General features: G+C 52.2%; 13 protein-coding genes. 11 read left to right on the forward strand and 2 right to left on the reverse strand.

What is annotated here, in order from left to right:
- Positions 1–232 precede the first annotated feature (232 nt).
- Positions 233–742 carry an NUDIX domain-containing protein gene (locus tag NYR02_RS05000; protein ID WP_270049507.1) on the forward strand — a complete coding sequence of 170 codons (510 nt, stop codon included), beginning with the start codon at positions 233–235 and terminating at the stop codon, positions 740–742.
- On the opposite strand, the gene NYR02_RS05005 is transcribed toward NYR02_RS05000, so the two are convergent.
- A complete protein-coding gene (locus NYR02_RS05005; RefSeq protein WP_260975297.1) occupies positions 739–1,521 on the reverse strand; it encodes an SDR family NAD(P)-dependent oxidoreductase in 783 nt (260 codons plus the stop codon). The two genes, NYR02_RS05000 and NYR02_RS05005, sit on opposite strands and share 4 nt — an antisense overlap.
- 185 nt (positions 1,522–1,706) lie before the next feature.
- Here NYR02_RS05005 and NYR02_RS05010 point away from each other — a divergent pair, with 185 nt between their 5' ends.
- From NYR02_RS05010 to NYR02_RS05055, 10 genes are all read left to right on the forward strand, one after another.
- A complete protein-coding gene (locus tag NYR02_RS05010) occupies positions 1,707–2,060 on the forward strand; it encodes an ArsR/SmtB family transcription factor (protein WP_260975298.1) in 354 nt (117 codons plus the stop codon).
- A 2-nt stretch (positions 2,061–2,062) separates the two neighbouring features.
- Positions 2,063–2,566 (forward strand): DUF3087 domain-containing protein, encoded by a 504-nt coding sequence (locus NYR02_RS05015; protein WP_260975299.1) that lies wholly within the window; start codon positions 2,063–2,065, stop codon positions 2,564–2,566.
- Between the two features lie 124 nt (positions 2,567–2,690).
- Entirely contained in the window at positions 2,691–4,094 is a 1,404-nt protein-coding gene (gene thrC / locus NYR02_RS05020) for a threonine synthase (RefSeq protein ID WP_260975684.1), read from the forward strand.
- Between the two features lie 141 nt (positions 4,095–4,235).
- The gene (locus NYR02_RS05025) at positions 4,236–5,510 is read left to right on the forward strand and encodes a sensor domain-containing diguanylate cyclase (RefSeq protein ID WP_260975300.1); all 1,275 of its coding nucleotides are present in this window, start codon (positions 4,236–4,238) and stop codon (positions 5,508–5,510) included.
- 106 nt (positions 5,511–5,616) lie between these two features.
- Complete coding sequence (locus tag NYR02_RS05030; RefSeq protein WP_260975301.1) at positions 5,617–6,099, forward strand: DUF2947 domain-containing protein; 483 nt, start codon at positions 5,617–5,619, stop codon at positions 6,097–6,099.
- A 149-nt stretch (positions 6,100–6,248) separates the two neighbouring features.
- Positions 6,249–6,713, forward strand: a complete 465-nt coding sequence (bfr, locus tag NYR02_RS05035; RefSeq protein WP_260975302.1) for a bacterioferritin — start codon at positions 6,249–6,251, stop codon at positions 6,711–6,713.
- A 13-nt stretch (positions 6,714–6,726) separates the two neighbouring features.
- A complete protein-coding gene (gene bfr / locus NYR02_RS05040; RefSeq protein WP_260975303.1) occupies positions 6,727–7,197 on the forward strand; it encodes a bacterioferritin in 471 nt (156 codons plus the stop codon).
- 161 nt (positions 7,198–7,358) lie between these two features.
- Positions 7,359–8,426 (forward strand): ATP-dependent zinc protease family protein, encoded by a 1,068-nt coding sequence (locus NYR02_RS19500; RefSeq protein WP_260975304.1) that lies wholly within the window; start codon positions 7,359–7,361, stop codon positions 8,424–8,426.
- A 17-nt stretch (positions 8,427–8,443) separates the two neighbouring features.
- On the forward strand, positions 8,444–9,988 hold the full coding sequence (locus NYR02_RS05050) for an inactive transglutaminase family protein (RefSeq protein WP_260975305.1): 1,545 nt from the start codon (positions 8,444–8,446) through the stop codon (positions 9,986–9,988).
- A gap of 1 nt (position 9,989) precedes the next feature.
- Positions 9,990–10,967 (forward strand): alpha-L-glutamate ligase-like protein, encoded by a 978-nt coding sequence (locus NYR02_RS05055; protein ID WP_260975306.1) that lies wholly within the window; start codon positions 9,990–9,992, stop codon positions 10,965–10,967.
- Between the two features lie 147 nt (positions 10,968–11,114).
- Here the strand turns inward: NYR02_RS05055 and NYR02_RS05060 are convergent, their stop codons facing one another.
- Positions 11,115–11,942, reverse strand: coding sequence for an HDOD domain-containing protein (locus tag NYR02_RS05060; RefSeq protein WP_260975307.1), 828 nt, complete (start codon positions 11,940–11,942; stop codon positions 11,115–11,117).
- Positions 11,943–12,150 lie beyond the last annotated feature (208 nt).

The raw sequence follows: 12,150 nt of genomic DNA on the forward strand, positions 1-12,150 counted from the left end.
TAGCCTACCTACTGGTAGGTAGGCTTGCAGGGGGCATTTGTGCCAGAAGTCGGCAGATAGCCACTGCTTTTTGCAACGGTTCATGTTTCTGTCAGGTTTAAGCCGTTATAACTGGGGAAACGTGGGATGTGCGCGGTGCCGGTTTTGCAGCGTTTCGTTTCAGCGTTTCGTTTCAGCGTTTCATTGCAGCGTTTCATTGCAGCGTTACATTGATGTTTCAGGAGAAAACAGAATGCCGGAATTTCGTTACTGCCCGCATTGTGCGGCTGAACTGCAACCCGCGAAGGTTGATCAGCGCCTGGTCTGCATGCGCATCGGCTGTGGGTTTATCCACTGGAATAACCCGGTTCCGGTGGTTGCGGCAATTGTTTTGCACCGGCCGCAGCCAGAGGCGCAGGAGCATGTACTGCTGGTGAATAATGTCGGCTGGCCGGAGGGGATGCTGGCGCTGGTCAGTGGTTTTGTGGAGTCTGGTGAAACGCCGGAGCAGGGTATTGTGCGCGAAATTAAAGAAGAGCTGGGGCTCAGCAGTACAGCCGTCCGTTTTCTGGGTCATTACCCCTTCGCTCAGGCCAACCAGCTGTTGCTGGTGTATGAGGTGCACGCCGAAGGGGAAATCGTCATGGATACCAGCGAGCTGGCCGCCTATAAGCATATTGCGGTTAATAAGCTGAAGGCCTGGCCCATAGGCACGGGCCCGGCGGTTCAGGCATGGCTGGATCAGCAGAGCAGCAAAGCTTAGCGCGTTGCCGCTTCACCGAAAACAGCCTGCAGTTGTCGCGGAATAAAGCGGATGCCAAACACCGAGGCTTTGTACAGCAGTCCGGGAACAACGCTGGCTTTGCCTTTTATGACACCTTTCAGACCGGCGCGTGCGACCGAGTCGCTGCTCATAATAGCGAGGGTGCGCAGTCCTTCAATCTTCTGTCCGGATACATCCATAAACTCGGTGGCCGTACCGCCGGGGCAGAGAGCGCTGATGTGAATCTTATGCGGGCGCAGTTCCCGCGCCAGCGATTCGGCAAAGTTGAGTACATAGGCTTTGCTGCCGGCGTAGCTGGCGAACTGCGGGCCGGGTAAGAAGCCCAGCAGGGACGACACCAGCAGAATATGGCCGCCGCCGCGCTGCTTCATCTCGGCGGCATACAGCCAGGTCAGCTCGGTCAGGGTGGTGACCATCAGCTGAATCATCTGGCTGTGAACCGGCATCGGCACGTCGAGCAGATAGCCATGCTGGGCAAATCCGGCGTTATTAATCAGCAGATCGACGGGCAGCTGCAGCGCCTGAGTTTTATGAAACAGCTCTGTGGCCGAGCCGGGCTGAGCCAGATCCTGGCTGATCACCTGCACGCGGATGCCTGTGCTGTGCTCCAGCTCCTGTTTTAACGCCAGTAATTTGTCTTCGCGCCGTGCCACCAGTATCAGATGGCAGCCGGCGGCGGCCAGCTGACGGGCAAAGGATTCGCCAATGCCACTGGAGGCACCGGTAATCAGAGCGGTTTTGTTATGGAAGGTGCGCATGGCAGAACTCCGTTGGCTGATGCGTTTATTTTTATTTTGCGGCTGTTTATAGTTTGACAGTTGTCGAACTGACCGGATGCTAAGAAACAGTTTGATCATTGTCAAAGTGTTATCCTGCCATCGTGTTAAAACGACGGAGGCTGAAGTACACTGCCGCCCACTTTCCGGATGTTCACAGTGAATCTATGTGCCGACTGACCAATAAAGGGGTGAACCTGCTGGCCGATGCCTTTAAAGCACTGGCTCATCCCAACCGTTTGCAGATGTACCTGGAAGTGGTGCGTCATCATCAGGCGGAACAGCTCTTAACTGAGCACAGCCGCAGCGGCTTACCGGCCCCGGCGGCTGGTTGTGGTGTGGCTGACTTTATCAGCAAGCTCAGCATTGGTGCGCCGACCGTCTCTCATCACGTAAAGGCGCTGGTGGATGCCGGGCTGATCCGGGTCGAAAAACAGGGCAAATATGTGTCCTGTTTTTTAAACGAAGATGTATACCGCGAGCTGGGTGATTTTTTTCGTCCGCTGCCGTCGCAGGAGTAAGCATGAAACTTGAGAATATTGATAAGGCCCGCTTTAAAAAACACCTGAACCGTTTTCAGGCGGCACTGGTTGCGACGCTGCTGGTTCTGTCGCTGGGGTTTTCAACGCTGTATATCGCCCTGTGGGGCGGTGAAGAGTCCAATTTCTGGCTGAATGTTGCGGGTGTGGCAACGGCTGCAGCGTTGATTGCGTTGCTGATTAACCGTTTTAAACAGCATCCGGCCCTGACCGAGGTAATGTATGTCTGGCGTCTGAAGCAGGCGCTGAACCGGATTTACCGCGCCAGTGCAAAGCTGAATGCGGCGCTGGAGGCTGACAGCCCACTGGCGGTGACCATTCAATATTACTTTCTGCACGGTTCAAAGCATCTGCACCAGCTGGAAGACAACACGCTGACCATGGATGAACTGAATACTCAGATTGCCCAGCTGGATAAGCAGATTGAGCGACTGGGACTGACCGTGAGCGTGGAAGATTACCGTCCGGAGCTGCTTGAGCAGCTGTAGCTGGCCGTCGTCATTGAACAGGCCGCAGGCAAGATGCAGTGACGGCCTGAACCATGTAAACTACGCGCATTTTTTACCCACTCCTTTTCATACCTTTTGGAAGACACGCAGGCTTTCACCCATGATGAAATATATTTCTACCCGCGGTAATGCGCCGGAACTGACCTTTGAAGACGTACTGCTGACCGGCCTGGCCACCGACGGTGGTTTATATGTGCCAAAAGACGTACCGCAATTCTCCCTCGAAGAAATCGAATCCTGGCGTGACCTGCCGTACACCGAACTGGCGCACAAAGTGATTTACCCGTTCGTCGAAGGCTGTGTGGATTCCGCTGCGTTACAGAAAATGCTGAATGAAGTGTATTCCGGCTTCGGTCATAAAGCGGTTGCTCCGCTGCAGCAGATCGACCACAACGAATACGTGCTGGAACTGTTCCACGGCCCGACGCTGGCTTTCAAAGATTTTGCGCTGCAATTGCTGGGCCGTCTGCTGGATTACGTACTGGAACGCCGCCACGAGAAAGTCGTAATTATGGGGGCAACCTCCGGCGATACCGGTTCTGCCGCGATTGAAGGCACCAAAGCCTGCCGCAATGTCGATATCTTCATCCTGCATCCGCACGGCAAGGTATCAGAAGTTCAGCGTCGCCAGATGACCACGGTTAAAGGTGACAACATCTTCAATATCGCCATCGAAGGTAACTTCGACCAGGCGCAGGACATGGTTAAAGCCAGCTTTGGCAACCAGCAGTTCCTGCGTGGTGAGCGCAAACTGGTCGCTGTAAACAGCATCAACTGGGCGCGCATCATGGCGCAGATCGTTTACTACTTCTATTCCGCACTGAACCTGGGTGGCCCGCTGCGTCCGATGGCGTATTCCGTTCCGACCGGTAACTTCGGCGATATCTTCGCCGGTTACATGGCGAAGAAAATGGGCCTGCCGATTGAGCAGCTGATTATTGCCACTAACAGCAACGATGTTCTGCATCGTCTGATGAGCAAGAATCAGTACGAAGTACATCCGCTGCAGCACACCATTACTCCGTCGATGGATATCGCGGTATCCAGCAATTTTGAGCGTCTGCTGTTTGACCTGTACGACCGTGACGGTGCCAAACTGGCGGACCTGATGGCACGCATGAACGCCAAGAAAGATGTGGTCTCGCTGGACGAAGACAAGCTGGCCAAGGCACGCGCGCTGTTCGACAGCTATGCGGTCAACGAAGACAGCACCGTTACAACGATGCAGGAAGTCTTCGGTGAGACCGGATATCTGCTCGATCCGCACACCGCCATTGGCGTGAAAGCGGCGCGTGAATGCCGTCGTAATCCACGTATCCCAATGATCACCCTGGGGACGGCGCATCCGGTTAAGTTTGAAGACGCGGTACTGCGTGCCGGTTTCGACATGCCAAAACTGCCGCACCACCTGACCGATCTGATGGCGCGCGAAGAGCGTATGAATGTTCTGCCTGCTGATCTGGCAACGGTACAAAGCTTCATCGCAGAGCACACCTTCAAGGATTGATTCCTGAACGGTTGCAGCGCACAGGCCACCTTTTAGGTGGCCTTTTTTATGCATGTGATTCGTGTGGGTATGCTGCGTTAGTCTATTATGTGAAGCAGAGATCCAGATTGTACCGCTCGCTACTGCCGCACAGGTATGCGTATGACCAATAAGTGTGGTCCGGAGCTGCTCAGTTATCTGAAAGCATTCGACCAGCTGAAAGACGCCATTTACATCGTTAATCCGAGAACGGCCGCTATCGTTGCGGTCAACGACGAGGCGTGTCGCCAGCAAGGCTTCAATCGTGACGAATTTGTTGGCCGTACGGTATTGCAGCAGCAACGCGATATTAAAGACATACAGCACTGGCGGCTGGTGGTGAAAGCCATCCGTTCCGATCCGGATTATGTCTTTGTCGGACGCCATCTTCGCTTTGACGGCAGCGAGTTTTTAGTTGAAGTCTCCAGTCATATTGTCCGTTGGGACAACACCGAATACCTGCTGTCATCGGTCCGTGACATTACCCAGCGTGGCGCCGTAGAAAAGACCCTGCATAACCTGGAACCCATTATGCGCTTTGTGCTGAACGAGGCCTCCGATGGTATCTGGGAGTGGGATCTGACCACCAACGACGTGTTTTATGCGCCTCAGCTGAAGCGCATGCTCGGCTATGGCCCTTATGAAGTGCAACACAGTCTGTTTACCTGGAAAGACAGTCTGCATCCCGACGATGCCGAACGCATTCTGGCCGCAACCGAAGAATACGTTGGCGGAAAACAGGATCTTTACGATATCGAATACCGGCTGAAAACACGCAACGGTGATTATCTCTGGGTACATGATCGCGGTTATGTCTGCGCCCGAGATGCCAATGGCCGTGCTCTGCGGGTGGTTGGTATGGTGCACAATATTAATGAGCACAAACGACTCGAAGAAAAACTGCGTGAGCTGGCGACCATTGATGAGCTGACCGGCCTGCTGAACCGCCGTGCCGGTTATGCGGTGTTTGAACAACAGCTGCAATTAGCGTTGCGCCAGCGCACCGAGATGACCGTTGCTTTGCTGGATCTTGATAGCTTTAAAAACATCAATGATCAGTTCGGTCATCAGGTCGGCGACAAAGCACTGCGCATGGCATCGGATATTTTCCATACGCGCATACGTGCCAGCGATACGTTAATGCGCTGGGGCGGTGAAGAATTTCTGCTACTGATGCCGAATACCACTCTGCACGCTGGATTGGGGCTGTGTGAGACGCTGCGCAAGCAGCTGGAGGTCGCCGATCTGCGCTCATCCGGTTGCCATGTACCGCTGACGGTCAGTATCGGGCTGGCAACATGCCCGGGTCATGGTAAAAGCATCAAAACACTGGTGCAGAATGCCGATAAAGCGCTGTACCGGGCCAAATCGTTAGGCCGTAACCGGATTGTCGGCTGACGCATTTGGCTGTCTGTTCAGGCACATTTTATTATTCCCCGCTGATGAATTCCGCAGTTGTGACTGAAAATGTTACTCTTATGCGTCTTTAACGCTGTGAGTCTGTATGAATTACCTTGCCTGGCCAGATTACAAACAAGGCTGGATTTTCCGCCACCGGGAGTTGCCCGTTGCTGCCGAAGATCTGGAGCATATTAAACCGCTGACTGCTGTGGCTGCGTTGCAGTTCTGGCGGCAGAACATCAGTAAAGAAGCGACCCATGCTAGCCACTTTCTTGGCGATGACTGGCCGGCGCGTAATGGCGTCTGGGCGGAGCAGGGCGACTGGCAGTCATGCTGGGATCGTGACTGCAATGAATTGCCGGAACTGATTGCTGCCCATTTAAGCTGGGATGACAACACCGTGGTGTATTTCTGCTATCACTCGGAACATGTCGTGCAGACCAGCTGGAAAATATTCCGCCGTTACTGGAAGAATTTTTTATTCTATGACGATGAGCCTTTTCTGTTAGGGAAGAAACGCTCCCAGGTTGTGCAATTTCACTCCGATGGCAGCTTCCATATCGGTACCAGGCCTAAGGATCACTGACCCTTTATCACGGGGTCTCAGGAGATTGCTTGTCTGTTACCAGTGCAGGTAATAATCAAAGTCATTTATATTGTCTTCTTCTGCTGCGGGCTTGCGCTGCTCAGCACTAATTCATAGACTGGTTTATTCAGTTTTTAAGGAGCGCGGCCATGAAGGGTGACGTCAAAGTGAATGAGTATCTCAATCAGATACTTGGCATCGAACTCACATCGATTAATCAGTATTTTCTTCATGCCCGCATGTTTAAAAACTGGGGTTTCTCTGAGCTGGATGAAAAGGCCTACAAAAAATCCATTAAGGATATGAAGCAGGCTGACAAGCTGATTGAGCGCATTTTATTTCTTGAAGGTTTGCCGAATCTGCAGAAACTGAATCGTCTGCGTATTGGTGAAAACACCGCCGAAATGTTGCAGTGCGATCTGGAGCAGATTATTGAGCAATTGGAAGTACTGAAAGAAGCCATCGCTTATTGTGAATTGGTTAAGGATTACGTCAGCCGCGAGTTGCTGGAAGATATTCAGGAATACGAAGAAGAGTATCTCGACTGGCTTGAAACCCAGCAATCACTGATCGCCCAGGTCGGTATCGAAAACTATCAACAGTCCATGATGTGACAGGAGGCCAGATATGAAAGGTAACCCGCAGGTTATTGCCAAATTAAACGAGTTACTGGCCGGCGAATTAAGCGCCATGGATCAGTATTTTATTCACTCCCGTATGTATGACGATTGGGGACTGAAAAAGCTCTATGAGCGTATTGATCATGAGTTTGAAGACGAAAAAGAACATGCCTCCAAGCTGATCGAACGTATTTTGTTCCTCGGTGGCACTCCGGATATGGTTACCCGGGTTCCGCTGAACATCGGCAAAGATGTTCCGGCGATGCTGAAGAGCGATCTGGATCTGGAATACAAAGTGATTGTGGACCTGCGTGATGTGATGGCTCTGTGTGAGCAGGTTCAGGATTATCAGACCCGCGATATGTTGCAGGTGCTGCTGGATGATACCGAAAACGATCATACCCACTGGCTGGAACAGCAATTGGGCCTGATCGACAAAATCGGCCTGCCTAACTATCTGCAGTCGCAGATGTCCTGAGCGGAACACATTGTTGCTGTAAAAAAAGCTCCCATCGGGAGCTTTTTTGTTATGGCTCGGTCGAACCACGCCAAGAGTCGTGCTCTGTTGCTGCAGAAGTGTGTTCTCAGCACTGTGATGGGTCAGTATCACTGTAAATAACGCGGTAAAAGGTTGTACCTGTGTTCAGATTCTCCCGCTTTCTGTGGTTAAATGCCGCACGCATTTCTCTGTTGGTGGAGGTTGTTATGCCCCCTCGGGCATCGTTTTTCCTCATAGCTTGTATTGCCCTGATCAGTTCGGGCTGCAGTGTCTGGCCTGGCCCTGAACATCGTGATCTGACGTTGGCAGACATTGAAAAATTGCTCGATCAAAAGATCCCGGCTGCTGAGCCAGCTCCGGCAGTAACAGCCTGTGCTGATGTCGCGGCGTTGGACGATAAACTGCGGCGTCAGCGTTTGCAGTTGGTCCGTATCAATAAGCAGTTGCAGTCACTGACTGCGGCTTCGCCGACCTTTTCCGGTACGGAATGTCCGCCACGAGAGGCTCCAGCGACACTGATGGACGGCAAAACCATTATCGGTGCCAGTGAGTGGATTTATATTTCTCCGCCAGGACATCACTATCAGGCGCGAATTGACAGTGGTGCTGCCACCTCCTCGTTAAGTGCGGTCAATGTGGTGCGCTTTGAGCGTAATGGTAAGCGTTGGGTTCGCTTCTGGTTGCAGCATGATGACGAAGCGGAGCCGATCGAAATTGAAGCGCCATTAGTACGTCATGTACTGATTCGTCAGGCATCCAGCGATGAAGTTGATCGCCGGCCGGTGGTTTCGCTGACGGTGAATCTTGGTACCGCGCTGCAACAGGACACCGAGTTTACCCTCACCGACCGTTCACAAATGACGTATCCGATTCTGTTGGGGCGTGAATTTTTGCGTGATGTCACTCTGATTGATGTGGGGCGTCGCTTCTTACACGCCAAGTTTGTTCCGGACACCACCCCGGCCGCCGCTCCGGCAACGTCACCGGCAGCGCCTGCGGTGAAAAAACCTGCGCTGAAAAAGCCTGCGGCACCAGCGGAGCAGGCACCGGCCGCTGCTTCAGCGCCAAACAAAGAAGCAGAACCGGGCAAAACCAAAAAAGCGAAAGCCGCAGAGCCGCACAGCGGCCAGGCAGCAGACGTTTTGCCGCCGCCTGCCAGTACTGCAGAAACCCCGGTGAACACTGAACCGGCTCCTAATACTCCGTAGCCTGCGACCCCATTATTATGAACATCGGTTCCTTTTCATTTACCCGTGCACCTTTCTTTTTGCTGGTCGGATTTTTACTGGTGATTGGTATCGTGCTGACACTGCACCGCCATTGGATGTATGAAGTTCCTCTGGTTTACGGTGAAACACAGACCATTTGGTCGGTGGAAGCGAAAGTCGAATTCAATGCCCATGGCGGGCCGGTGAAAGTATCGATGGCACGGCCTTCGGCGCAGGATGGTTTTACCGTTTTAAAAGAAGCCGGTGCATCGCCAGGTTATGGCCTGAATTTTATGGATGGCAATGAGCCGCGCGCAGAGTGGACTGTGCGCGGTGCAAAAGGGAAGCAGGAATTATTTTATCGTGCCGAGATTCTGGTCAGCCAGATGCAATCCGGTGCTGATCTTCCGCCGCCTGCGATTGATCCGGTCAGCTGGCCAGAACCTTATGCCAGTGCGGTGAATGAAGTGTTGGCCGGCGCTTATGCAACGTCGGCCGATAATTACAGCCTGACTCGGGAGCTGCTGAAGCGCTTTCAGGAAGATGAAACCGCCCAGCATATCGAATTACTGCGTACCCATTATGCCGATCAGCTGCCTGAGCTTTGGGTGGAAATGCTGCATAAAGCGCGGGTTCCGGCTTCGGTGGTTTATGGTCTGAATTTGCAGGATGGTCGTCGCCGTCAGAATCTGATGCCGTTGCTGCGGGTGTGGAATGGCAACGACAGTCAGATTTTTGAACTACCCGGTGAAAAAAGTAATGCCTCGGTTCTGCTGGCTGCTGATACACCGTTACTGCTATGGGAACAGCGCGGCGCTCCGGTACTGGACGTTACCGGAGGCACCGATTCAAGCATTCGTTTCTCGATGCTTAAACGTGAAGAATCGACCTATGCAAACATCGCTGAAAATCTTTCCAGTCAGCATGATTTCCTGAACTTTTCAATTCACAGTCTGCCGGTCGAAGAGCAGGCAATGTTTAAAACCATTTTGTTGATTCCCATTGGCGCACTGATCGTCTGCATTCTGCGCATTATTATCGGTATCCGTACTTCAGGTACCTTTATGCCGGTGTTAATTGCGCTGGCCTTTATTCAGACATCGCTGGTGACGGGGTTGGTTGGTTTTTTGTTGGTGGTCGCCACCGGGTTGTTTATCCGCGGTTATTTATCGCGTCTGAATTTATTGCTGGTGGCGCGGATTACGGCGGTGATTATTACCGTGATTGCCATCATCAGTATTTTCAGTGTGTTGTCTTATAAACTCGGCCTGACGGAAGGCTTAAAAATCACCTTCTTCCCGATGATTATTTTATCCTGGACCATCGAGCGTATGTCGATTCTGTGGGAAGAAGAAGGTGGTCGCGAAGTCATGGTGCAGGGCGGTGGCAGTTTGCTGACTGCGGTGCTGGCATACTGGGCCATGAGTGATCCCTGGGTACGGCATTTAACATTCAACTTTATTGGTATTCAGTTTATTGTGCTGGCGCTGGTCTTGCTGATCGGTTCTTACACCGGTTATCGGCTGCTGGAGCTGAAGCGCTTCAAAGCGTTCGGGAGCTGACGTGTTTACCTTGCCATGGCGTCTTGAACGGCGCGGAATTCTGGGCATGAACCGGCGTAATATCAGCTATATCAGCCGTTATAACCCACGCCGGTTGTATCCTCTGGTCGACAATAAACTGAAGACCAAATTACTGGCGCAAAAAGCGGGTATTACCACTCCGGCATTAATCGGCACCATTCAGAGTCAGCACGATGTTTCTTTACTGGCGGAACTGCTGCGCGATGTGCCGGGTTTTGCCATCAAGCCCGCGAAAGGCAGTGGCGGTAAAGGTATTCTGGTACTCAGTCGTTATGACGACACACAGTATGTAAAAAACAGCGGAACGCTGGTGACACTGACGGAATTACAGCGTCATGTATCGAATATTTTGTCCGGACTCTACAGTCTGGGTGGCAGTCCGGATATTGCTATTATTGAAGAGTTGATCGAATTTGATCCGCAACTGGGTGGCTATTCATTTGAAGGCGTGCCGGATATCCGCGTTATTGTCTGCCGCGGTTATCCGGTAATGGCTATGATGCGTCTCTCTACCCGCAGTTCTGATGGTAAGGCTAATTTGCATCAGGGCGCGGTCGGCGTTGGGCTGGACATTGCCACCGGCAGACCATTAAAAGCCGTACAAAATGGTTTGAGTGTTGAACGCCATCCGGATACCGGACGGGAATTATCAGAGTTGGTTATTCCGCAGTGGGGGCAGCTACTGGAACTGGCTGCGCGTTGCTACGAAGAAAGCGGGCTGGGGTATCTGGGGACGGATATGGTTCTCGACCGGCGTTATGGTCCGATGTTGCTGGAACTTAATGCCCGCCCGGGCCTGACGATCCAGGTCGCGAATGGCTGTGGCCTTTTACCACGGCTGGAAATCATTGATGCATTAAGTGATGCGGATGTTGCCCGTCCTGCCGCCGAGCGGGTTGAGCTAAGCCGTCAGTGGTTTGGTGCAGAATCAGAGTTGCGTACGGAGACTTCGCTTTAGCGAGGTCACCTCTGAATTATGCAGAGGTGCCCAGGAATAAATAACAGACAAATAAAAAGGCTCATTTGAGCCTTTTTATTTGTCTGTGTGACAGCATTCAGCGTGTTGTATGGCAGCCAGATAATTCAGGCTTTTTTGCCACAGGCCTTATTCCAGCAGGCTGTCGAGACCGGATTCCAGCGAATTGGTTTTGGCAACATCCGCGTAGGCACGGGTGGTATCCATACCAATCGCTTCAGCTACCGCCAGAGGGAAATGCTCAATAATCTGCTCATCAGTCCAGTCTTTTTCGTGGGCTTCTTTCAGATATTTGGCGATGTAGATGACCCCGGCCAGTTTTGAATAAGGTTGATCGGTTTCAGGGTGATGCTGCTGCAGAATCGCCTGTTGCATCTCTTCCGGAAACTTCCAGCGTTTCGCCAGTTCCGCGCCAACGTCAGCGTAGTTATAGCCCAGCAGGCTGGTTTCCAGCGTATCACGCTTGCCGCCCATCGCTTCGGCATCATCAATGCTCTTAATTTCATCGGCCATCACCATATGCATCAACAGCATACCAATGGAGTGCAGCATGCCGCAGGTGAATGCGGTCTCTCTGTCGCAGTCTTTAACGTAAGCGGCAATCCATTTGGATAACGCGCCAATGGCAAAGGAATCATGCCAGAATTTGCGCTGATCAAATCCTTCCGGGGCTTTGAAAGCGCCGGTGACCCCGGAGGCCAGCACCATGGTGCGCAGGGTATTAAAGCCGAGCAACATGATGGCATCGTGCGGGTTGGAAACGGTGCGGGATACCCCATAGTGGGCAGAATTAGCCAGGCGCAAAACCTTTGCAGTGAGTGCCTGATCCAGCGCCACTTTATTGCTTATTTCGTCGACATTAACGTCATCGTCGCGGAAACTTTCGATTAATTCCTGTACTACTCGCGGAATGTGGGGCAGTGCCTGGGACTCAGCGAAAATGTTAGCCATGCTCATAATTATACTTCCTTTGGGTTTCACTGAGATAAAGCATAGGCGAGGAATACGGAACGGGTAATTTGAGGTAAGTTCTTTATTGTAATGTTGTGCATCTGTCCTGATGGGAAACAGAGCTACCTGAATCAATAAAAAATGACGGATAAAACTCACACAGCGCCAATAAATCAACATACAGTCGCGCTAAGTCTTTGATATTATTGAACGA

Origin of the sequence: Thalassolituus pacificus, assembly GCF_025318105.1 — a bacterium.
Taxonomy (GTDB): Bacteria; Pseudomonadota; Gammaproteobacteria; order Pseudomonadales; family Oceanobacteraceae; genus Venatoribacter; species Venatoribacter pacificus.

Excerpts from the sequence above, each read along its gene's own strand:
- NYR02_RS05000 (WP_270049507.1), top strand. The coding sequence starts at position 233 with ATGCCGGAATTTCGTTACTGCCCGCATTGTGCGGCTGAACTGCAACCC.
- NYR02_RS05005 (WP_260975297.1), bottom strand. The coding sequence starts at position 1,521 with ATGCGCACCTTCCATAACAAAACCGCTCTGATTACCGGTGCCTCCAGT.
- NYR02_RS05010 (WP_260975298.1), top strand. The coding sequence starts at position 1,707 with ATGTGCCGACTGACCAATAAAGGGGTGAACCTGCTGGCCGATGCCTTT.
- NYR02_RS05015 (WP_260975299.1), top strand. The coding sequence starts at position 2,063 with ATGAAACTTGAGAATATTGATAAGGCCCGCTTTAAAAAACACCTGAAC.
- thrC (WP_260975684.1), top strand. The coding sequence starts at position 2,691 with ATGAAATATATTTCTACCCGCGGTAATGCGCCGGAACTGACCTTTGAA.
- NYR02_RS05025 (WP_260975300.1), top strand. The coding sequence starts at position 4,236 with ATGACCAATAAGTGTGGTCCGGAGCTGCTCAGTTATCTGAAAGCATTC.
- NYR02_RS05030 (WP_260975301.1), top strand. The coding sequence starts at position 5,617 with ATGAATTACCTTGCCTGGCCAGATTACAAACAAGGCTGGATTTTCCGC.
- bfr (WP_260975302.1), top strand. The coding sequence starts at position 6,249 with ATGAAGGGTGACGTCAAAGTGAATGAGTATCTCAATCAGATACTTGGC.
- bfr (WP_260975303.1), top strand. The coding sequence starts at position 6,727 with ATGAAAGGTAACCCGCAGGTTATTGCCAAATTAAACGAGTTACTGGCC.
- NYR02_RS05050 (WP_260975305.1), top strand. The coding sequence starts at position 8,444 with ATGAACATCGGTTCCTTTTCATTTACCCGTGCACCTTTCTTTTTGCTG.
- NYR02_RS05060 (WP_260975307.1), bottom strand. The coding sequence starts at position 11,942 with ATGAGCATGGCTAACATTTTCGCTGAGTCCCAGGCACTGCCCCACATT.